The sequence below is a fragment of the Kitasatospora sp. NPDC127116 genome (assembly GCF_042677365.1).
GTDB classification, from domain to species: domain Bacteria; phylum Actinomycetota; class Actinomycetes; order Streptomycetales; family Streptomycetaceae; genus Kitasatospora; species Kitasatospora lactacystinica.
In genome coordinates this window covers 15,606-34,956 of record NZ_JBHXTL010000062.1, presented here as the reverse complement: position 1 = coordinate 34,956, position 19,351 = coordinate 15,606, and the positions used below count along the sequence as shown (strand labels likewise).

Here is a 19,351-nt window from a genome sequence, read left to right as displayed (position 1 = left end):
CTCCCCCTGTCGTCACGCTCCGTGCGTCTTGTTCTGCATTGTCCCGTGCGGCGCGGGTGGGTGCGCCGCGCACCCACCCGCCGCGGCGGCGGGGATCAGCCCTGCTCGGTGGGGGCCTGCGCCCCCTCGGCACCCGGGCGGGCCACCAGCTCGACCTGGTCCACCGCGTTGCACCAGCGGCAGCGCACCGACTCGATGGTCTCGCTCAGCACCTCGGTCTCCTCGACCTTGGACTCGCCGGCCAGGTCGAAGTGCAGGAACTCGGTCACCCGCGCGGTGCGGGTCACGTCGAAGCGGGTGAGGTTGCCGCACAGGGTGCAGCGCCAGCGCGTCTCGGCGGTCAGGGCGGGGACGGTCATCGGGGGGTCCTCTCGGGTGGTCCCTTCGTGGGCCAGGCGCTCCCCCCGGAGCCCCGGCATCGGCGGCGGGAGGCGGGAATGCCCGCCCCAAGCCTATTGCCTGGGGCAACCATCGCGGCCACCGGTCGCCCGAACACCCGCACTGGTCCACCTGCCGTAAACCGCCGTGTCACCTGCGGCGCCCGGAGGGATGCTTGGCCGCATGGCGCTCGCGGTCCCCGACGACACCGCCGCCCGGGGCGGCCGCCCGGCCGCGACCGTCCCGGCGGTCAGCTACGCCCTGATCGCACTCAACACCCTGGTCTTCCTGCTCGGCCCGGCCGCCGGGCTCAACCCGCTGTACGGCACCGGCCTGGCCCGGGTCTGCGCGGAGCAGCGGTACGAGCAGCGCTGGGGCGCCGTCCCGGCCGAGGTGCTGGCCGGGCGGCCGCTGACCGCCGCGCAGCTGGCCGAGGCCCCCGACCCGGTCCCCGGCTGCCCGGCCGCCCCGACCCCGGGCAAGCACCCGGCCCTGTCCGTCCTCACCGGGCTCTTCCTGCACGCCGGCTGGCTCCACCTGCTGGGGAACCTGCTCTTCCTCCAGGTCTTCGGCCCCACCGTCGAACGGCGGCTGGGCCGGGCCCGGTACGCCGTCTTCTACCTGGCCGCCGGCAGCCTGACCACGTACGGCTTCGCGCTCGCCGAGGCGCACTCGCCGAACTCCACCCGGGTGCTCATCGGGGCCTCCGGGGCGATCGCCGCCGCGCTCGGCGCCTATCTGCGCCTCCACCCCCGGGCCCGGGTCACCACCCTCGTCCCGCTGCTGCTCTTCCTGCCGCTGCGGTTCCCCGCCTGGCTGGTGCTCGGCCTCTGGTTCGCCCTGCAGTGGTGGTCGGTGCACTCGGCCGGGCCCGGGGTGGCGTACCTGGTCCACGTGATCGGCTTCTCGGCCGGGTTCCTCTACGCCTGCACCGTGGTTCGCCACCCCCCGCGACGACCCGGCCGACGCCCGATACGCTGGCGGCACCCCACAAAGGAGCCCGAACTGTGATCACCGCCATCGTCCTGATCAAGACCAGTGTCGACCGCATCCCGGAGATCGCCGAATCCATCGCCGCCATCGACGGCGTCAGCGAGGTCTACTCGGTGACCGGGGGCTACAACCTGGTGGCGATGGTGCGGGTGCGCCGGCACGACGACCTGGCCGAGGTCATCCCGGGCCGGCTCAACAAGGTCCCGGGCGTGGCCCACACCGAGACCCAGATCGCCTTCCGCACCTACTCCCAGCACGACCTGGAAGCCGCCTTCGCCCTCGGCCTGGACGAGTAGCGCTCAGCCCTCGCGCCGCCCCCGGTCGATCTGCACGGTCGCGACGCAGCGCCCGCCCTCGTTGCGGTAGTTCCAGGCCGCCCCGTCCGTGACCAGCTCCCGGACGGCGGTCAGGAAGCGGTCGACGTGCTCGTCCGGCGTCCCGGCGCCGAAGCTCACCCGGATCGCGTTCAGGCTGCGCTCGCCCGGCAGCGAGGGCTCCGGCGCGCCACACTCGGACGGGGCGACGTCCTCGTCCCCGAGCAGCGTGCGCACCAGCGGGTGGGCACAGAACAGGCCGTCGCGCACCCCGATGCCGTACTCGGCGGACAGCGCGGCCGAGAAGTGCGAGCTGTTCCAGCCCCGGACGACGAAGGACAGCACGCCGACCCGGGCGGAGTCGGAGCCGAACAGGTTCAGCACCTTGACCTGCGGGATCCGCTCCAGCCCGGCCGTCAGCCGGGCGATCAGCTGCTGCTCGCGGGCCTCCAGCGCATCGAAGCCGGCCTCGGTCAGGGCCCGGCAGGCCGAGGCGATCGCGTAGGCGCCGATGACGTTCGGCGAGCCGGCCTCGTGCCGGGCCGGGCCGGTGTGCCACTGCACGGCCACCGAGCCGTCGCTCTCCCGGGCCACCGTCCGGGTCGCCCCGCCGCCGGCCAGGTACGGCTCGGCCGCGTCCAGCCAGTCCGCCCGGCCGGCCAGCACCCCGGCGCCGAACGGCGCGTAGATCTTGTGGCCGGAGAAGGCGATCCAGTCGACGTCCAGCTCGCGGACCGAGACCCGGTGGTGCGGCGCCAGCTGGGCGGCGTCCAGCACCACCCGGGCGCCGTGCCGGTGCGCGGTCCGGGTCAGCTCGGCGACCGGCCACAGTTCGCCGGTCACGTTGGAGGCGCCGGTGACGCAGAGCAGCTTGGGGCCCTCGGGCGCCCCGGCGAGGGCGGCGTCCAGGGCGGCCACCGCCTCGGCCCGGGAGCGCGGCGCCCGCAGGTAGGTGACGCCCAGTCCGGCGTGCGCCCAGGGCAGCAGCGAGGCGTGGTGCTCGGTCTCGAAGGCGAACACCCGGGTGCCGGCCGGAAGGGCCGCGGCCAGCAGGTTGAGCGAGTCGGTGGTGGCCCGGGTGAAGACCACCTGGTCGCCCTCGCGCAGGTCGAGGAACTCGCCGACGGTGCGGCGGCTCTGCTCGAACAGGTCGGTGGACAGCTGGGAGAGGTACCCGGCCCCGCGGTGGACGCTGCCGTAGTACGGCGCGTAGGCGGCGACGTCGTCCCACACCCGCTGGAGCGCCGGGGAGCTGGCCGCGTAGTCCAGCGCCGCGTAGCCGACCTTCTCACCGTTGGCGAGCGGGACCTGGACGTCGGCGCCGAGGACGGCGAGCGGGGCGCAGGTCTCGGTGGTGGCGAGAGGGGACATGAGGATGCACTCCTTCAGGGGTGAGGGACCCCGGGAGTGCTAGTCGTCGGGCGTCCGCGCTTGTCGCACGGACGGCTTGCCGTGACGACCCGGTCCTCACCCAGGGCACCCCGCCACGGACGGAGGGTTGCCGGACAGCCAGCTGGGGCTTCGCACTGTCACTCATGACCTGGCCAAGACTCTAGGCCGCGTCCATCGGGTGGTCAAACGGGCATCCAGCATCCGGACAGCGCGGGAGCCCGTGCCGGCGTTCCGGCACGGGCTCCCCAACTACCGCCTCAGATCCGGCTGGTGGCCTCCGACCAGCGTCGCAGCAGGTCCTGCGCGGCACCGGAGTCGATCGCCTCCGCGGCCCGCTCCATGCCGGCCGCCAGCTGCTCGGCGAGCGGCGCCTCGCCGAGGTCCAGCGCGACCAGCGCCGCCGCCGTGTTCAGCAGGACGGCGTCCCGCACCGGCCCGTGCTCCCCCGCCAGCAGCCGCCGTGCGACCTCGGCGTTGTACGAGGCGTCCGCCCCGCGCAGCGCCTCGATGCCGACCAGCTCGATGCCGACGTCCCGCGGGTCGAAGGTGGTCTCGGTGACCACCCCGTCGCGCACCAGCCAGACCTGCGAGGTGGTGGTGATGGTCAGCTCGTCCAGCCCGTCGTCGCCGCGGAAGACCAGCGCCGTCGCGCCCCGTTCGGCCAGCACCCCGGCGATCAGCCCGGCCAGCCGGGTGTCGAAGCAGCCGATGGCGTGCGCGGTGACCCTGGCCGGGTTGGTGAGCGGGCCGAGGATGTTGAAGGAGGTCGGCACCCCGAGGTCGCGCCGCGCGGTGGCGGCGTGCCGCATCGAGGGGTGGAACTTGGCCGCGAAGCAGAAGGTGAGACCAACCTCCTCGGCCACCTCGGCGACCCGCTGCGCGGAGAGGTCCAGCGCCACCCCGAGCTTCTCCAGCACGTCCGAGGAGCCGCTGGCGGAGGAGGCCGACCGGTTGCCGTGCTTGACCACCTTGGCGCCGGCGGCCGCCGCGACGATCGCCGACATGGTGGAGATGTTGACGGTCTTCGCCCGGTCCCCGCCGGTGCCGACGATGTCCACCGCCGGTCCGGGGATCTCCAGCGGCTCGGCGTGCTCGTACATCGCGTCGACCAGGCCGGCGATCTCCTCGACCGACTCGCCCTTGGCCCGCAGAGCGATCATGAACCCGGCCACCTGCACGGGGGACGCCTCGCCGCTCATGATCCGGTCCATCGCCCACGCGGTGGACGCGCGGTCGAGGTCCTCCCCCTGCAACAGCGCGGCCAGGAGGTCCGGCCAGGTGCGGATCACCTGCGCGGGGTCGCTACCGCCGTTCGCAGGGTTCACGTTCACCATGGCTGACTCCAGCTGTTTGTCGGTTCCCCGCTCCGGGGGGACGTCCGTACGGATGGAGCCAGCCTATCGAGCGAAGGGGCCGCTTCTACCCCTCTCTTTTCCAGTTGCCGGGGGGGAATTCAGCGGACGACCGGAGTCCGCTTCGCCAGCCGCGCCCGCAGCAGGGTGGCGACCGCCCCGGCCAGCGCCACCGGCTCCACCGGGCGGGAGATGGCGGCGTCCGCCCGGCTCCAGGCGGCGAGCCAGGAGTCCTGCGGCCGGCCGATCAGCACCAGCACCGGCGGGCAGCCGTAGATCTCGTCCTTGAGCTGGCGCCCGAGCCCCAGCCCCCCGGCCGGAACGGCCTCGCCGTCCAGCACGCAGAGGTCCACGCCCCCCTTCTCCAGTGCCTTGAGCACCGCGGGGGTGGTCGCGCACTCCAGGTAGGACAGTTCCGGAAGATCCTCGGCGGGCCGACGGCCGAGCGCCGTCAGCACCTGCTCGCGGGTGTTGCGGTCGTCGCTGTAGACGAGGACGGTGAGCGTCTCATCGGTCGTGTACGCCATGGACCCTGCTCCCTCAAGTGTGATCCGGACCACGTTCGCCTGATCCGGATGCTACTCCCGATCACCCTCCGCCGAGTCCCCCTCGCGCACGATCCGTCCCGAGCCGCCGCGCCCCGGGCTCACCCGCCCGGAGGACGGCCCGTCACCCGATCCCGTCCAGTCCACCCGTACGGCCGACCCCGGGCCCGTCCCCCTACCTCCCACGGCTGCTCCGACCGTGCAGCGACGCGCCGGGCAACGGGGTCGCAGGCCCCTCCGAGGAACCATCAGAAAAGGGACACGCCGCTGCTCAACCCCCGTCCGGGCACCCCGGCACCCCCCAAGGGGGCATACCGCACGCACCGGACACTCCGAGGGACACCCCCCGACGTGAAGACGGAATAAGGGACCGACATAATGTCCGTCGTGGCGACAGCAACAGCAGTAGAAACCGGGCACGCGCACGGATCGGTCAACCGGCCGAACATGGTCAGCGTCGGAACGATCGTCTGGCTCAGTTCCGAGTTGATGTTCTTCGCGGCCCTCTTCGCGATGTACTTCACGCTCCGCTCCGTCAAGGGGCCGGAGTTCTGGACCGAGAAGGCCCACGCCCTCAACGTGCCCTTCTCCTCGGTCAACACCACGATCCTGGTGCTCTCCTCGCTCACCTGCCAGCTCGGCGTGTTCGCTGCCGAGCGCGGTGACGTGAAGAAGCTCCGGGCGTGGTTCATCCTCACGTTCGCCATGGGCGCGGTCTTCATCGGCGGCCAGGTCTTCGAGTACACCGAGCTGGTCAAGAAGGACGGCCTGTCGCTGTCCTCCGACCCGTACGGCACGGTGTTCTACCTGACCACCGGCTTCCACGGGCTGCACGTGACGGGTGGTCTGATCGCCTTCCTGCTGGTCCTGGGACGGACGTACGCAGCCAAGCGCTTCACGCACGAGCAGGCCACCGCGGCGATCGTCGTGTCGTACTACTGGCACTTCGTCGACGTCGTGTGGATCGGCCTGTTCGCGACCATCTACCTGATCAAGTAACCAGCTGATCAGGTCGCTGGCCACCGGCTGCGGCCCCCGCCCTCACCGGCGACGGGCCGCTTCTGCCGGTGCCGACGCTCCCACCGACCGACCGCGCGCGCAGCCCTAGACAGGCAGCCTCGTGCCGGCCAGACCGGCCGCCGGGTGCACCCACCAGTCGACCAGATCCTGACACCGGGGTTATTCCGTGAAAAAGCTCTCCGCACGACGGCGCCACCCATTGGCGGCGCTGGTCGTCCTACTTCTCGCCCTGGCGGCAACCGGGGGGCTGTACGCCGCGTTCGCGCCCGCCGACAAGGCGCAGGCCGACGTCGCCGCGCAGTCGCTCGCGATCGATGAGGGCAAGAAGCTCTTCGCCGTCGGTTGCTCCTCCTGCCACGGCATGAACGGCCAGGGCAGCAGTGACGGTCCGAGCCTGGTCGGCGTCGGCTCCGCCGCTGTCGACTTCCAGGTCGGCACCGGCCGCATGCCCGCCCAGCAGCCCGGCGCCCAGGTCCCGCGCAAGAAGAACATCTACTCGCAGGCCGAGATCGACCAGCTCGCCGCCTACGTCGCCTCGCTCGGTCCCGGCCCGGTGACCCCGACGGAGGAGCAGTTCACCTCGACCAACCCCGAGGACATCTCCAAGGGTGGCGAGCTGTTCCGCACCAACTGCGCCCAGTGCCACAACTTCGCCGGCCAGGGTGGTGCCCTGACCAAGGGCAAGTACGCCCCGTCGCTCGAGGGCGTGGACGCCAAGCACATCTACGAGGCCATGCAGACCGGCCCGCAGAACATGCCGTCGTTCCCGGACACCACCATGCCCGAGGAGCAGAAGAAGCAGATCGTGGCCTTCGTCCGCCACACCACCAACGATGAGCCCAACCCCGGCGGTCTCACCCTGGGCAGCCTCGGTCCGGTGACCGAGGGTCTGTTCGGCTGGATCTTCGGCCTCGGCACGCTCATCGCGGTCGCGATCTGGGTCGCCGCCCACACCACCAAGGCCAAGAAGTCATGAGCCACGACATGTCAGAAGAGAAGCTCCCGGAGCCGCACGGCTCCGCCGGCGAGGTGGCCGACCACGGCAGCCCGTTCGCCGACCCGGGCCTGCCGGCCCACGAGCCCCGGCGCACCGACATCGACGAGCGGGCCGCCCAGCGCGCCGAGCGCCAGGTCTCGCTGATGTTCGTGATCTCGATGCTCGCCACCGTGGGCTTCATCGCCTCGTACGTGGCCATCGACCCGGACAAGATCGTCTACATCTTCCCGCTCGGTCACGTCAGCGCGCTGAACTTCGCGCTCGGCCTGACCCTGGGCATCGCGCTGTTCATGATCGGCGCGGGCGCGGTCCACTGGGCCCGCACCCTGATGTCGGACGTCGAGCTGCCGGCCGAGCGTCACCCGATCGAGGCTTCCGACGAGGTCCGCGCGGACGTCATCGAGCAGTTCAAGACCGGCGCCGCCGAGTCCGGCTTCGGCCGCCGCAAGATGATCCGCAACACCCTGATCGGCTCCATGGCGCTGGTCCCGCTCTCCGGCGTGGTCCTGCTCCGTGACCTTGGCCCGCTTCCCGAGAAGAAGCTCAAGGAGACCGGTTGGAAGGAGGCGACCGAGGCCAAGCCGCTGCCGCTGATCAACATGAACACGCTGCAGCCGATGAAGCCCGAGGACATCGTCATCGGCTCGCTCACCTTCGCCATGCCGGAGGGCCTGTCCACGCACAGCGAGGACTTCCAGCAGCGGATCGCCAAGGACGCCCTGATGCTGGTCCGCATCGCGCCCGAGGACATCAAGGACGAGAAGTCCAAGGAGCTCGGATTCGAGGGCATCCTCGCCTACTCCAAGATCTGCACCCACGTCGGCTGCCCGATCAGCCTGTACGAGCAGCAGACCCACCACGCGCTCTGCCCCTGCCACCAGTCGACCTTCGACCTGGCGGACGGCGCCCGCGTCATCTTCGGCCCGGCCGGTCACCCGCTGCCGCAGCTGAAGATCATCACTGACGAGAAGGGCAACCTGGTCGCCACCGGCGACTTCGATGAGCCCGTCGGCCCGAGCTACTGGGAGCGTGCTCGATGAGTAGCGCGAGCAGCACCACGACCGGTGCCGCCAAGCCCTCCAGCACGCGTGAGAAGCCCGCCAACAAGTGGGAAGCCGCGGCTGACTGGACGGACGGCCGGCTGGGGATCTACTCCCTCGCCAAGGCCAACCTGCGGAAGATCTTCCCGGACCACTGGTCCTTCATGCTGGGCGAGATCTGCCTCTACACGTTCGTCATCATCATCCTGACCGGCGTCTACCTGACGCTGTTCTTCAAGCCCTCGATGGCCGAGGTCGTCTACGACGGCTCGTACGTGCCGCTCAAGGGCATCCCGATGTCGGAGGCCTACGCCTCCACGGTGGACATCAGCTTCGAGGTCCGCGGCGGTCTGCTGATCCGTCAGATCCACCACTGGGCCGCCCTGGTCTTCGTGGCCGCGATGCTCGTGCACATGATGCGCGTGTTCTTCACCGGCGCGTTCCGCAAGCCGCGTGAGATCAACTGGGTCTTCGGCTTCCTGCTGCTGGTCCTGGGCATGTTCGACGGCTTCTTCGGCTACTCCCTGCCGGACGACCTGCTGTCGGGCACCGGTATCCGCTTCATGGAAGGCGCGATCCTCGCCGTCCCGCTGATCGGCACCTACGTCCAGATGTTCCTGTTCGGGGGCGAGTTCCCCGGCCACGACATCGTGCCGCGCTTCTTCACGATCCACGTGCTGCTGATCCCGGGCATCATGCTCGGCCTGCTGGTGGCGCACCTGATCCTGGTCTTCTACCACAAGCACACCCAGTGGGCGGGCCCGGGCAAGACCGAGAAGAACGTCGTCGGCATGCCGCTGATGCCGGTCTACATGGCCAAGGCCGGTGGCTTCTTCTTCCTGGTGTTCGGCCTCATCGCCGTCGTCTCGGCGATCGCCACGATCAACCCGATCTGGGCGTACGGCCCGTACCGTCCGGACCAGGTCTCCACGGACGCCCAGCCCGACTGGTACATGGGCTTCTCCGAGGGCCTGATCCGTGTCATGCCGGGCTGGGAGATCAGCGTCTGGGGCGGCCACACCCTCAACCTGGGTGTCATGATCCCGCTGGCGATCTTCCCGCTGGTCCTGGTCTCGATCGCGGTCTACCCGTTCATCGAGAGCTGGATCACCGGCGACAAGCGCGAGCACCACATCCTGGACCGCCCGCGCAACGCTCCGGTCCGCACCGCCCTGGGTGCCGCCTGGATCAGCCTCTACCTGGTGCTGCTGATGGGTGGTGGCAACGACCTGTTCGCCACCCACCTGCACCTGTCGATCAACTCGATCACCTACTTCGTCCGCGTCGGCTTCTTCGTCGTCCCGGTCGTCGTCTTCATCATCACCAAGCGCTGGTGCCTCGGCCTCCAGCGCCGTGACAAGGAGAAGGTGCTGCACGGCCGCGAGACGGGCGTCATCAAGCGCCTGCCGCACGGCGAGTTCATCGAGGTGCACGCCCAGCTGCCGCAGAAAGACCTGTTCAAGCTCACCGTGCACGACCAGAACCAGCCGGTCGAGCTGCCGGCCCAGACGGACGAGAACGGCGTGGCCCGCAAGGCCGGCGTCCTCACCCGCACCCGGGCCAAGCTCTCCCGCGGCTTCTACGGCGAGGGCAGCCAGATCCCCAAGCCGACCGCCGAGGAGCACCACGAGATCACCAGCGGCCACGGCCACCACTGATCCCGTAAGCGCCACAGCGCCACCCCGAGGGCCGCTGACCAGAGTTCTTCTGGTCGGCGGCCCTCGGGCTTTCCCAGGTCTGCCAGTCCCGTACCCGCCCGCCGCGCCACCAGGAGCCCCCGTGCAGCTGTCCGTCGACCCCGCCTCGGCCACTCCCCCGTACGAGCAGATCCGCGCCCAGATCGCCGACCGGGCCCGCTCCGGCGAGCTGCCGACCGGGCTGCGGCTGCCCACCGTCCGGGCCCTGGCCGAGGAGCTGGGGCTGGCCGCCGGCACCGTCGCCCGGGCCTACCGCGAGCTGGAGGCGGACGGCGTGGTGGAGACCCACGGCCGGCGCGGCACGCTGATCGCCGCCACCGGGGACGCCGCCCACCGGCTGACCGCCGAGGCCGCCGCCGAGTTCGCCGCCAGGGCGAGCCGCCTGGGCGTCTCCCGCTCGGACGCCCTGGCCGCCGTGGACACCGCTCTGCGGCTGGCCTTCCCGGAGGGCTGACGGGCCCCTCCCGGGCCCGTCAGAGGTCGGGGCGGATCATCCCCGCGGCGGGGGCCTGGGAGGGCGGTGCGGTGGTGCTGACGGGCTGTCCCGAGGCGCTGTGCTTGACCCAGTCCGTCCAGGCGACGTTCCAGTCCCCGAAGCCGTTGCCGAAGGACTCCATCGCGCCGCCCCGGCTGTTCACCACCGTCACCAGGTCCCCGACCCGGGTGTGCTGGTAGAACCACTCGGCGTTGCCGGTGCTCATGCCGGTGCAGCCGTGGCTGACGTTCTCGATGCCCTGCGAGCCGACCGACCAGGGCGCCGCGTGGACGTACTCGCCGCTCCAGGTCACCCGGGTGGCCCACTTCACGTCGAGGTCGTACGACTCCGTGCTGCCAGCGGCTATGCCGATGGTCTCGCCGTTCATCCGGACCGACCGCTCCTGGCCGAGCACCACCTTGACGCCGTTGCGGGTGTCGAAGCCGGGCTTGCCGGTGGTGACCGGGATGGTCTTCAGCACCTCGCCGTCGCGCTTCAGGGTGAGCTCGTGGGCGGCCGCGTCGATCACCGACTCCACCCGCTCGCCGATCCGCAGCTTCAGCGAGCTGCGGTCACCGCCGTAGAGGCCGTCCGCGATCCGGCTGCCGGTGCCGTCGAAGGCCAGCGAGACGGCCGTGCCGGCCGGCCAGTAGGCCTCCGGGCGGAAGTGCAGGTTCTTGTCGTCCACCCAGTACCAGGCCCCGGTGACGACGGGCTGGGAGCCGACCGTCAGGGCCCGCTCGACCTCCTGGCGGGCCTGCGGGTCCGTCACCGCCTCGGAGAGCTGCACGGTGAGCGGCTGGCCCACCCCGTAGACGCCGGTGCCGGAGGAGTCCGGGCCGAGCTTGGCGGTCAGCAGGCGCTGGGCGGCGACGGTGCTGAAGCTCGCGGTGGTGTCGCCGCGGCCGCCCCTGCCGTCGTCGGCGGAGATCCGCACCGTGTACGCGGTCGAGGCCTTCAGCCGGCCGGTGGTCTGCCAGCTGCGCTGGTCCTCCGCGAGCTTCCCGGCGACCACCCGGCCGTCCGGGCCGACCACGGTGACGTCGGTGAGCGTGCTGCCCTGGACCGCGCTCACGGTGACCGGCTGGGAGGGATCGGCCGTGCCGTCCGCCGAGAGGTGGACCAGCGGGGCCGCGTCGATCCGGTGCGGCCCGGCGGGCTCGTCGACCCCGGCCGTGCAGGCGGCCAGCGGGGCCAGCACTGCGAGGGCCAGCGAGATGCCGCCTAGAGCTGCGATTCCACGCCTGTCGGCCATGACCGCCTCCGAGGGTTCGCACGATTGATCAGATCGTAGGAACGCCCCCCGGTGAAGCGACATCCGAGGGACTTCCCGTTCACCCACCGGAGTGAGGCCGTCATCCCGGGGACGCAGCAGGACCGGGGAACGCGGCAACGCCGGGGGACGCAGCAGGGCCGGCCCCCCGTGCGGGAGGACCGGCCCTGGTGCGGAGGCGGGAACCTACTGGTTCTGGTTCTCGCCCCGGTAGAACTCGAAGACCCATCCGAAGATGCCGATCATGATGATCGGGGCGGCCCAGAACATCAGCCACCAGCCGAAGATCACGCCCAGGAAGGCGAGCGCGCCACCGAGCGCCAGCGAGAGCGGCTGCCAGCTGTGCGGGGCGAAGAAGCCCAGCTCGCCGGAGTCGTCCGCGACCTCGGCCTCGGGGTTGTCACCCGCGCCGCTGTCCACCCGGCGGGCGGTGAAGGCGAGGTAGTACCCGATGAAGGCACACAGACCGAAGGCCAGGAACAGCGCGGTGGTACCGGCCGCCTCGATGCCCTTGTCCGAGTGGTTGGTCCACAGGCCGTAGGTCACGGCCATGGCCAGCACGAAGACCGACAGGCCAAGGAAGATCTTTCCCTGTTCCTTCATCAGGCGTCGCCCTCCTTGTTGCCCTTGCCCAGCTTCGGGGCGTCGTACTTCGCCGGGGTCACACCGGCGAGGTGCTTGGCCGGCTCGCCGTGGTTCTCCAGGTAGTCCAGCGCGGCGATCTCCGGGTGGTGGAGGTCGAAGGCCGGGGATTCGGAGCGGATCCGCGGGAGGGTGAGGAAGTTGTGCCGCGGCGGCGGGCAGGAGGTCGCCCACTCCAGCGAGCGGCCGAAGCCCCACGGGTCGTCCGCGGTGACCTTCTCGCCGTACTTGGCGGTCTTCCAGACGTTGTAGAGGAACGGCAGGATCGACAGGCCGAGCACGAAGGAGCCGATGGTCGAGACGGTGTTCAGGGTGGTGAAGCCGTCCGAGGCCAGGTAGTCGGCGTAGCGGCGGGGCATGCCCTCCGCGCCGAGCCAGTGCTGCACCAGGAAGGTGGTGTGGAAGCCGAAGAACAGCGTCCAGAAGGTGATCTTGCCGAGGCGCTCGTCCAGCATCTTGCCGGTCATCTTCGGCCACCAGAAGTGGAAGCCGGCGAACATCGCGAACACGACGGTGCCGAAGACCACGTAGTGGAAGTGGGCGACGACGAAGTACGAGTCCGAGACGTGGAAGTCGATCGGCGGGGAGGCCAGCAGAACACCGGTCAGACCACCGAAGAGGAAGGTGACCAGGAAGCCGACCGTCCAGAGCATCGGGGTCTCGAAGCTCAGCGAGCCCTTCCACATGGTGCCGACCCAGTTGAAGAACTTCACACCGGTCGGGACCGCGATCAGGAAGGTCATGAACGAGAAGAACGGCAGCAACACCTGCCCGGTGACGTACATGTGGTGCGCCCACACCGTCACGGACAGACCGGCGATCGCGATGGTGGCCGCGACCAGACCGGAGTAACCGAACATCGGCTTGCGGCTGAAGACCGGGATGATCTCCGACACGATGCCGAAGAACGGCAGCGCGATGATGTACACCTCGGGGTGGCCGAAGAACCAGAAGAGGTGCTGCCACAGCAGGGCCCCGCCGTTGGCCGGGTCGAAGACGTGGGCACCGAACTTGCGGTCCGCCTCCAGGGCGAACAGCGCGGCGGCCAGCACCGGGAAGGCCAGCAGGACCAGCACCGAGGTCAGCAGGACGTTCCAGACGAAGATCGACATCCGGAACATCGTCATGCCCGGAGCGCGCATGCAGATGATCGTGGTGATGAAGTTGACCGCGCCGAGGATCGTGCCGAAGCCGGAGAAGGCCAGACCCATGATCCACATGTCGCCGCCGATGCCGGGCGAGTGCACCGCGTCGGACAGCGGGGAGTAGGCGAACCAACCGAAGTTGGCGGCGCCGTTCGGGGTCAGGAAGCCCGCCACCGCGATGGTCGAGCCGAAGAGGTACAGCCAGTACGCGAACATGTTCAGACGCGGGAACGCCACGTCCGGGGCGCCGATCTGGAGCGGCATGATCCAGTTCGCGAAGCCGGCGAAGAGCGGCGTCGCGAACATCAGCAGCATGATCGTGCCGTGCATCGTGAACGCCTGGTTGAACTGCTCGTTCGACAGGATCTGGGTCCCGGGACGAGCCAGCTCGGCACGCATGACCAGGGCGAGGATGCCACCGATCAGGAAGAAGGCGAACGACGTGCCCAGGTACAGCGTGCCGATCGTCTTGTGGTCAGTGGTGGTCAACCACTTGATGATGGTCGAACCCGGCTTGCGGGTCCGCTGCGCCCCGACCGTGACGGCCTCGGCGCCCCCGCCGGCCGCGGCGGGCTCGTTGAGGATTGTCACTTCTCTTCACTTCCCATGGTGATCAGGCCGGAGGGCACCGCACCGTTCTGGCCCTTGGCACGAAGCTCGGCCAGGTGCTTGTCGTAGTCGGCGCGGTCGACGACCTTGACGTTGAACAGCATGCGCGAGTGGTCGACGCCGCAGAGCTCGGCGCACTTGCCCATGTACTCGCCCTTGACGGTCGGCGTGACCTCGAACTTGTTCACCACGCCCGGCACGACGTCCATCTTCATCAGGAAGTTGACGGGCCAGAAGTCGTGGATGACGTCACGCGAGGTGAGGCGGAACTGAACCGACTCGTTGACCGGCAGCCAGAGCGTCGGAGCGTCCTTGGGCGTACCGACCTCGTACGCGGCGTCCCGGTTGGCCGGGTCGGGAGTCTCGGTGTTCTCGTAGTTGAACGCCCAGCTCCACTGGAAACCGACCACGTTGACGTAGTGCTGCGGCTTCTCGGAGGTGGCGGTCAGCTTCGCCTCGTCGCGGGCGACGAAGTAGAAGAGGACCGAGACGATGATGATGGGGACCGCGGTGTAGAGCGCCTCGATGGGCACGTTGTACCGGGTCTGCGGAGGGACCTCCACACCGGTGCGCTTGCGCCGGTGGAAGATCACGCTCCAGATGATCAGACCCCACATCAGTACGCCGACCACCAGCGCCGCGATCCAGGAGCCCTGCCACATCCGGAGGACCAAGGGCCCTTCCTGGGTGACGGGACTCGGGAGGCCAAGCCTGGGGAGGTCGTTGGCCGAGCAGCCGGTGGCGGTCGCGATGACGAGGCCCAGTGCCAGCGCCTGAGGCAGCTTCCGCCGCATCGTGCGCCGCGGCGAGCGGTCGGAGCCGTTGGGACTCACGTAGCGCCTTCCCGAAGTCTCGCCCGCCTTCGCGTCGCCCCGGGGAGGAGTGTGAGCCTCCCCGGCGACCCGTCCACGGGCACGGTTTGAATGCTTATGCGGGCCAAACCCTACTCCAGCCTTATGCGCTCCTGACGGGCAGCCCCCGGTAACGCGCCGCCGGCTAGCCCGATCAGGCCCGGTGGGGGCTGCGTCGCAGGTCATCGTAGGCATTCGAGGTCCGTACGCCCGATCGGGGGATGACCTCGGACGACGCCCGTGACGGCCCGTCGGACGCGGACGAAGCGGACATTCGGGATGATCGACTGACGGCGGGTGAGCCGTGCGAGGGGCCCCTGACTCCGGCCGGGTGTGTCGTTAAATGTCACCGTGTACTTCGACGCGGCCTCGACGGCCCCTCTGCACCCCGTCGCGCGGCAGGCTCTGACCGCCGCCCTGGACGAGGGCTGGGCCGATCCGGCCCGGCTCTACCGCTCCGGCCGACAGGCCCGGATGCTGCTGGACGCCGCCCGCGAGACGGTGGCCGCGGTGCTGGGCACCCGGGCGGACGAGATCGCCTTCACCGCGAGCGGCACCCAGGCCGTCCAACTCGGCCTGCTGGGCGCGCTGACCGGGAACCGGCGGCGCGGCGGCCACTTCGCGCACTCCGCGGTGGAGCACTCCAGCGTGCTGCACGTCGCGGAACGCCACCTGGCGGGCGGGGGCGAGGTCTCGGTGGCGCCGGTGGACCGCGGCGGCCGGGCCGACCCGGCGGCCTTCGGCGCGCTGCTGCGCCCGGACACCGCGCTGGCCGCGCTGCAGAGCGCCAACCACGAGGTCGGCACGGTCCAGCCGGTCGGCGAGGTCGCCGAACTGTGCGCCGCGGCCGGCGTCCCGCTGCTGGTGGACGCCGCGCAGAGCGCCGGGCGGATGGACGTCCCGGCGGGCTGGTCGCTGCTGACCGCGAGCGCCCACAAGTGGGGCGGCCCGCCCGGGGTCGGGGTGCTGGCGGTGCGCAAGGGCGTCCGGTACGCCTCGCCGCTGCCGGCCGACGAGCGCGAGGGCGGCCGGGTGCCCGGCTACGTCAACGTCCCCGCGATCGTGGCCGCGGCCGCCTCGCTGCGCGCCGTACGCGCCGAGGCCGAGCGGGAGAACAGCCGGCTGCACGCGCTGGTGGAGCGGATCCGCACCCGGGTGCCCCAGCTGGTGCCCGAGGTCGAGGTGGTCGGCGACCCGGTGCGGCGGCTGCCGCACATCGTCACCTTCTCCTGCCTGTACGTGGACGGGGAGGTGCTGCTGACCGAGCTGGACCGGGCGGGCTTCGCGGTCTCCTCCGGCTCCTCCTGCACCTCGTCCACACTGACGCCCAGCCACGTGCTGGCGGCGATGGGCGTGCTCACCGAGGGGAACGTGCGGGTCTCGCTGCCGTACGGGACGGCCGAGGCCGACGTGGAGCGGTTCCTCGCGGTGCTGCCGGAGCTGGTGGCCGGCGTCCGGGCGCCGCTCGGGCTGGACCTGCCGGCGCCCGGGCCCGCGCCCGAACCCGAGCCGGCGGCCCGGGAGTCGCTGCTGGTCATCGACGCGCTGGGCAAGCGCTGCCCGCTGCCGGTGATCGAGCTGGCGAAGCGGATCGGCGAGGTGCCGCGGGGCGGCACGGTCGCGGTGCTGGCGGACGACGAGGCGGCCCGGCTGGACATCCCGGCCTGGTGCGGGATGCGCGGGCAGGAGTACGCGGGCGAGGCCCCGGCCGCCGAGTACGGCGGCGACCGGGGCTCGGCCTACCTCGTGCTGCGTCGCTCCTGAGCGGGGCGGACTACTTGACCAGGTGCCCGCTGATCTCGGCGACCGCCTCGGCTCCGTAGGCCTCCTCGAAGCGCTTCAGGAAGGCGGCCGGGCGCAGCTCGTACTCCTGGGTGCCGACGGTCTCGATCACCAGGGTGGCGAGCATGCAGCCGAGCTGGGCGGAGCGCTCCAGGTCGAGGTCCCAGGACAGGCCGGCCAGGAAGCCGGCGCGGAAGGCGTCGCCGACGCCGGTCGGGTCGACCTTGGCCTCCTCCTTGGCGCAGCCGACCAGGATCGGCGCCTCGCCCTTGCGCTCGATCCGGACGCCCTTGCTGCCCAGGGTGGTGATCCGGGTGCCGACGCGGGTGAGCAGCTCCTCGGCGCCCCAGCCGGTCTTGCTCTCGATCAGCGCGGCCTCGTACTCGTTGGTGAAGAGGTACGCGGCGCCGTCCACGATCTCGCGGATGTCGTCGCCCTCCAGGCGGGCCAGCTGCTGGGAGGGGTCGGCGGCGAAGGCGTAGCCGCGGGTGCGGCACTCCTGGGTGTGGCGGACCATGCCCTGCGGGTCGTCGGCGCCGATCAGGACGAGGTCCAGGCCGCCGACGCGGTCGGCGATCGGCTTCAGCTCGATGTTGCGGGCCTCGGCCATGGCACCGGTGTAGAACGAGGCGATCTGGTTGTGGTCCTCGTCCGTGGTGCACATGAAGCGCGCGGTGTGCCGGGTCTCGGAGATGTGGACGGAGTCGCAGTCCACGTTGTTGCGCTCCAGCCAGCTGCGGTACTCGGCGAAGTCCGCGCCGGCGGCGCCGACCAGGACCGGGCGCAGGCCGAGCACACCCATGCCGAAGGTGATGTTCGGCGCGACGCCGCCGCGGCGGATGTCCAGGGTGTCGACCAGGAAGGACAGCGACACGGTGTGCAGCTGCTCGGCGACGAGCTGGTCGGCGAACCGGCCGGGGAACGTCATCAGGTGGTCGGTGGCGATCGAGCCGGCAACGGCGATACGCACGGAAGGTCTCCTCAGGATGGCTGCGGGGCCAACGGGCAGGCGGGGATGAACCCACCCACGGTACCCGGCCCCGGGGAGCGCCCAGGCAAGAGTGCCGCAAGTTGCCGCCCGCACGGCCATGGTGGCACCCGTGGCCCTCGAACGTGTACTACCTCCCGGTAGCACTGGTGGGCGGCCGGGCCCCTGCCTAGGGTCGGCCGTGGGGGCCCGTCGCGCGGGCCCCGCCGTCGACCGTGGCAGCGTGGCCACGGCCCTGGATCGGAGCGATGCCCGATGATGACCGACCACTGCTCCCCGCCCGTCCTGCGGACCGAGGACGGCGAGACGCTCGACGCCCTGGTGGACTCCTCCCGGCGGCTGCGCCGGTTCTGGCCGCAGCTCGCGGCCGGTCCGCAGCCCGCCGCCCCCGCGCCGACCGGCTTCCGGGTCCCGTCCGGGGCGCAGCGGATGGTGGCCGGGATGGCCGAGTACGGCTTCTGAGCCCGCGCCGGAACGGATCTGACCGGTACGGAACCGGATCCGACCGGAGCACGTCACATCCGCGCGGAGCGGCGAGGAAGCGGCACCGCTGAACCCTCGGGAGGATGTGCAGATGGAACCGGAGACGATGCCCCGGCGCGGTCGGCGGGCGGTGGCCCTGGCGGGTCTGGCGCTGGCGGCGGTGATGACGGTGGCCGGCTGCGGCGGGGGCGGCAAGCCCGCCTCGGACGCCGCGGCGAGCGGCTCGGCCGCCGCGTCGGCCTCGGAGAGTGCCTCCCCGCAGGCCCCGACGGACTCCGCGAGCCCGTCCTCGGCGGCGCCGACCGGGAGTTCCTCCGGCGCCTCGCAGCCGGCCCGGCCGCCGGGCGGCTTCACGCCCACCCCGGCCTCGCCCGCGCCCGGGCAGCCGGCCCCCGGCACTCCCCCGGGCAACGGGATCGCGGTGGGCGAGCCGAACCCGAACGGTTCTGGCGCGCCCGTCCGTCCGCCGGTCGCCTACCGGGTGGACGGCACCACCAAGCTGACCGTCTACTTCTTCGGCGGGGTCTGCACCACGTACACGCTGAAGGCGGACGAGTCCCAGCCGGGCCGGGTGGACGTGCTGGTCGTGCCGGGCCCGCCCACCGTCCAGCCGGGGCAGGTGTGCAACGCGCTGGCCAAGCGGCAGTCGGTCTCGGCCGACCTGCGCTCGCCGCTGGCCGGGCGGACCGTCGTCGACCGGACCAGCGGCCAGGAGCTGCCGCTGGAGGGCGACCCGCACATGGGGCCGGACCCGGTGAGCCCGGACGTCGCCGGACGGTAGCCGTCCCCGCGGGCGCGGGCGGCCCCGCGCGGGCGGGAAACGAGAAGGCGGCCCCGGGGTGATCCCCGGGGCCGCCTTCCGCAGCGGGCCTAGCTGAACGAGTCGCCGCAGGCGCAGGAGCCGGTGGCGTTCGGGTTGTCGATGGTGAAGCCCTGCTTCTCGATGGTGTCGACGAAGTCGACGGTGGCGCCGCCCAGGTACGGGGCGCTCATCCGGTCGGTGACGACCTTGACACCGTCGAAGTCCTTGATCACGTCGCCGTCGAGCGAGCGCTCGTCGAAGAACAGCTGGTAACGCAGGCCGGAGCAGCCACCGGGCTGGACGGCGACGCGCAGCGCGAGGTCCTCGCGGCCCTCCTGCTCCAGCAGGGCCTTGACCTTGCCCGCGGCGGCATCGGTGAGGAGGATGCCACTCTCGACGGTGGTCTCGTCCTGGACGGTCATCTGCTTTCTCCCGGTCTTGACGACGGTCTGCCGCCAGTGCCAACCAACAGCCGTCCGGTTTCATTTCCCGGACGGCGATTGATTTCTGCGGCCTGTTCGCGACCGAATATCCGTGGGCCGGGTGTGCCACCCGCGTCCCCTACGCTCCCCA

Annotated in this window: 20 protein-coding genes and 1 riboswitch; of the genes, 10 read left to right on the top strand and 10 right to left on the bottom strand. The window is 71.1% G+C overall.

All coding sequences use genetic code 11. The annotated features are described in order from the left end of the window. Positions 1-95 precede the first annotated feature (95 nt). Entirely contained in the window at positions 96-359 is a 264-nt protein-coding gene (locus ACFVHV_RS23860) for a hypothetical protein (RefSeq protein WP_359897066.1), read from the bottom strand. A gap of 202 nt (positions 360-561) precedes the next feature. Between ACFVHV_RS23860 and ACFVHV_RS23855 the strand changes: the two genes are divergently transcribed. Both ACFVHV_RS23855 and ACFVHV_RS23850 read left to right on the top strand, forming a co-directional pair. After that, positions 562-1,389 (top strand): rhomboid family intramembrane serine protease, encoded by an 828-nt coding sequence (locus ACFVHV_RS23855; protein ID WP_359897065.1) that lies wholly within the window; start codon positions 562-564, stop codon positions 1,387-1,389. Next, positions 1,386-1,667, top strand: coding sequence for an Lrp/AsnC family transcriptional regulator (locus ACFVHV_RS23850; protein WP_049651832.1), 282 nt, complete (start codon positions 1,386-1,388; stop codon positions 1,665-1,667). Before ACFVHV_RS23855 ends, ACFVHV_RS23850 begins: the two co-directional genes overlap by 4 nt. Positions 1,668-1,670: 3 nt before the next feature. Here the strand turns inward: ACFVHV_RS23850 and ACFVHV_RS23845 are convergent, their stop codons facing one another. The 3 genes from ACFVHV_RS23845 to ACFVHV_RS23835 all read right to left on the bottom strand — a co-directional run bounded on the left by ACFVHV_RS23845 (position 1,671) and on the right by ACFVHV_RS23835 (position 4,956). Then, positions 1,671-3,056 (bottom strand): aminotransferase class V-fold PLP-dependent enzyme, encoded by a 1,386-nt coding sequence (locus ACFVHV_RS23845; protein ID WP_359897063.1) that lies wholly within the window; start codon positions 3,054-3,056, stop codon positions 1,671-1,673. Between the two features lie 51 nt (positions 3,057-3,107). Then, a riboswitch (SAM riboswitch) is annotated at positions 3,108-3,226 on the bottom strand. 108 nt (positions 3,227-3,334) lie between these two features. Beyond that, entirely contained in the window at positions 3,335-4,411 is a 1,077-nt protein-coding gene (gene trpD, locus ACFVHV_RS23840; protein WP_359897061.1) for an anthranilate phosphoribosyltransferase, read from the bottom strand. Positions 4,412-4,530: 119 nt separating this feature from the next. Then, positions 4,531-4,956 (bottom strand): hypothetical protein, encoded by a 426-nt coding sequence (locus ACFVHV_RS23835; RefSeq protein ID WP_359897059.1) that lies wholly within the window; start codon positions 4,954-4,956, stop codon positions 4,531-4,533. A gap of 396 nt (positions 4,957-5,352) precedes the next feature. Here ACFVHV_RS23835 and ACFVHV_RS23830 point away from each other — a divergent pair, with 396 nt between their 5' ends. The 5 genes from ACFVHV_RS23830 (at position 5,353) to ACFVHV_RS23810 (ending at position 10,182) form a co-directional block, all read left to right on the top strand. After that, on the top strand, positions 5,353-5,973 hold the full coding sequence (locus tag ACFVHV_RS23830; RefSeq protein WP_049651835.1) for a heme-copper oxidase subunit III: 621 nt from the start codon (positions 5,353-5,355) through the stop codon (positions 5,971-5,973). A gap of 187 nt (positions 5,974-6,160) precedes the next feature. Continuing rightward, positions 6,161-6,970, top strand: coding sequence for a c-type cytochrome (locus ACFVHV_RS23825; protein ID WP_359897057.1), 810 nt, complete (start codon positions 6,161-6,163; stop codon positions 6,968-6,970). Positions 6,971-6,978: 8 nt separating this feature from the next. After that, positions 6,979-8,031: a Rieske 2Fe-2S domain-containing protein gene (locus ACFVHV_RS23820; protein WP_359897056.1), complete on the top strand. Its 1,053-nt coding sequence runs from the start codon at positions 6,979-6,981 to the stop codon at positions 8,029-8,031. Then, complete coding sequence (locus ACFVHV_RS23815; protein ID WP_380353222.1) at positions 8,028-9,689, top strand: cytochrome bc complex cytochrome b subunit; 1,662 nt, start codon at positions 8,028-8,030, stop codon at positions 9,687-9,689. The genes ACFVHV_RS23820 and ACFVHV_RS23815 overlap by 4 nt, the downstream gene beginning before the upstream one ends. Positions 9,690-9,810: 121 nt before the next feature. Continuing rightward, positions 9,811-10,182, top strand: a complete 372-nt coding sequence (locus ACFVHV_RS23810) for a GntR family transcriptional regulator (protein WP_359897052.1) — start codon at positions 9,811-9,813, stop codon at positions 10,180-10,182. A 19-nt stretch (positions 10,183-10,201) separates the two neighbouring features. On the opposite strand, the gene ACFVHV_RS23805 is transcribed toward ACFVHV_RS23810, so the two are convergent. The 4 genes from ACFVHV_RS23805 to coxB all read right to left on the bottom strand — a co-directional run bounded on the left by ACFVHV_RS23805 (position 10,202) and on the right by coxB (position 14,705). Continuing rightward, positions 10,202-11,458 carry an Ig-like domain-containing protein gene (locus tag ACFVHV_RS23805; protein WP_380353219.1) on the bottom strand — a complete coding sequence of 419 codons (1,257 nt, stop codon included), beginning with the start codon at positions 11,456-11,458 and terminating at the stop codon, positions 10,202-10,204. A gap of 204 nt (positions 11,459-11,662) precedes the next feature. Beyond that, positions 11,663-12,079 carry a cytochrome c oxidase subunit 4 gene (locus ACFVHV_RS23800; RefSeq protein ID WP_359897049.1) on the bottom strand — a complete coding sequence of 139 codons (417 nt, stop codon included), beginning with the start codon at positions 12,077-12,079 and terminating at the stop codon, positions 11,663-11,665. Beyond that, positions 12,079-13,854, bottom strand: coding sequence for a cytochrome c oxidase subunit I (gene ctaD / locus ACFVHV_RS23795; RefSeq protein ID WP_380353216.1), 1,776 nt, complete (start codon positions 13,852-13,854; stop codon positions 12,079-12,081). Before ctaD ends, ACFVHV_RS23800 begins: the two co-directional genes overlap by 1 nt. After that, positions 13,851-14,705, bottom strand: coding sequence for a cytochrome c oxidase subunit II (coxB, locus tag ACFVHV_RS23790; protein ID WP_380353214.1), 855 nt, complete (start codon positions 14,703-14,705; stop codon positions 13,851-13,853). Before coxB ends, ctaD begins: the two co-directional genes overlap by 4 nt. A 369-nt stretch (positions 14,706-15,074) precedes the next feature. On the opposite strand from coxB, the gene ACFVHV_RS23785 reads away from it, so the two are divergent. Next, positions 15,075-16,487 (top strand): aminotransferase class V-fold PLP-dependent enzyme, encoded by a 1,413-nt coding sequence (locus ACFVHV_RS23785; protein WP_359897046.1) that lies wholly within the window; start codon positions 15,075-15,077, stop codon positions 16,485-16,487. 10 nt (positions 16,488-16,497) lie between these two features. Here ACFVHV_RS23785 and ACFVHV_RS23780 read toward each other — a convergent pair whose 3' ends face one another. After that, complete coding sequence (locus ACFVHV_RS23780; protein WP_359897044.1) at positions 16,498-17,475, bottom strand: carbohydrate kinase family protein; 978 nt, start codon at positions 17,473-17,475, stop codon at positions 16,498-16,500. Between the two features lie 273 nt (positions 17,476-17,748). On the opposite strand from ACFVHV_RS23780, the gene ACFVHV_RS23775 reads away from it, so the two are divergent. Further along, entirely contained in the window at positions 17,749-17,955 is a 207-nt protein-coding gene (locus ACFVHV_RS23775; protein ID WP_380353212.1) for a hypothetical protein, read from the top strand. Positions 17,956-18,067: 112 nt separating this feature from the next. Next, positions 18,068-18,757, top strand: coding sequence for a hypothetical protein (locus ACFVHV_RS23770; protein ID WP_359897041.1), 690 nt, complete (start codon positions 18,068-18,070; stop codon positions 18,755-18,757). Positions 18,758-18,846: 89 nt separating this feature from the next. Here the strand turns inward: ACFVHV_RS23770 and erpA are convergent, their stop codons facing one another. Then, the gene (erpA, locus tag ACFVHV_RS23765; RefSeq protein WP_359897039.1) at positions 18,847-19,200 is read right to left on the bottom strand and encodes an iron-sulfur cluster insertion protein ErpA; all 354 of its coding nucleotides are present in this window, start codon (positions 19,198-19,200) and stop codon (positions 18,847-18,849) included. Positions 19,201-19,351: the final 151 nt, after the last annotated feature.

What these genes read in the sequence shown, in the direction of transcription:
- ACFVHV_RS23775 (WP_380353212.1), top strand. Translation starts at nt 17,749, where the DNA reads ATGATGACCGACCACTGCTCCCCGCCCGTCCTGCGGACCGAGGACGGC.
- ACFVHV_RS23820 (WP_359897056.1), top strand. Translation starts at nt 6,979, where the DNA reads ATGTCAGAAGAGAAGCTCCCGGAGCCGCACGGCTCCGCCGGCGAGGTG.
- ACFVHV_RS23815 (WP_380353222.1), top strand. Translation starts at nt 8,028, where the DNA reads ATGAGTAGCGCGAGCAGCACCACGACCGGTGCCGCCAAGCCCTCCAGC.
- ACFVHV_RS23800 (WP_359897049.1), bottom strand. Translation starts at nt 12,079, where the DNA reads ATGAAGGAACAGGGAAAGATCTTCCTTGGCCTGTCGGTCTTCGTGCTG.
- erpA (WP_359897039.1), bottom strand. Translation starts at nt 19,200, where the DNA reads ATGACCGTCCAGGACGAGACCACCGTCGAGAGTGGCATCCTCCTCACC.
- ACFVHV_RS23855 (WP_359897065.1), top strand. Translation starts at nt 562, where the DNA reads ATGGCGCTCGCGGTCCCCGACGACACCGCCGCCCGGGGCGGCCGCCCG.
- ACFVHV_RS23770 (WP_359897041.1), top strand. Translation starts at nt 18,068, where the DNA reads ATGGAACCGGAGACGATGCCCCGGCGCGGTCGGCGGGCGGTGGCCCTG.
- ACFVHV_RS23805 (WP_380353219.1), bottom strand. Translation starts at nt 11,458, where the DNA reads ATGGCCGACAGGCGTGGAATCGCAGCTCTAGGCGGCATCTCGCTGGCC.
- ACFVHV_RS23860 (WP_359897066.1), bottom strand. Translation starts at nt 359, where the DNA reads ATGACCGTCCCCGCCCTGACCGCCGAGACGCGCTGGCGCTGCACCCTG.
- ACFVHV_RS23830 (WP_049651835.1), top strand. Translation starts at nt 5,353, where the DNA reads ATGTCCGTCGTGGCGACAGCAACAGCAGTAGAAACCGGGCACGCGCAC.
- trpD (WP_359897061.1), bottom strand. Translation starts at nt 4,411, where the DNA reads ATGGTGAACGTGAACCCTGCGAACGGCGGTAGCGACCCCGCGCAGGTG.
- ACFVHV_RS23835 (WP_359897059.1), bottom strand. Translation starts at nt 4,956, where the DNA reads ATGGCGTACACGACCGATGAGACGCTCACCGTCCTCGTCTACAGCGAC.
- ACFVHV_RS23845 (WP_359897063.1), bottom strand. Translation starts at nt 3,056, where the DNA reads ATGTCCCCTCTCGCCACCACCGAGACCTGCGCCCCGCTCGCCGTCCTC.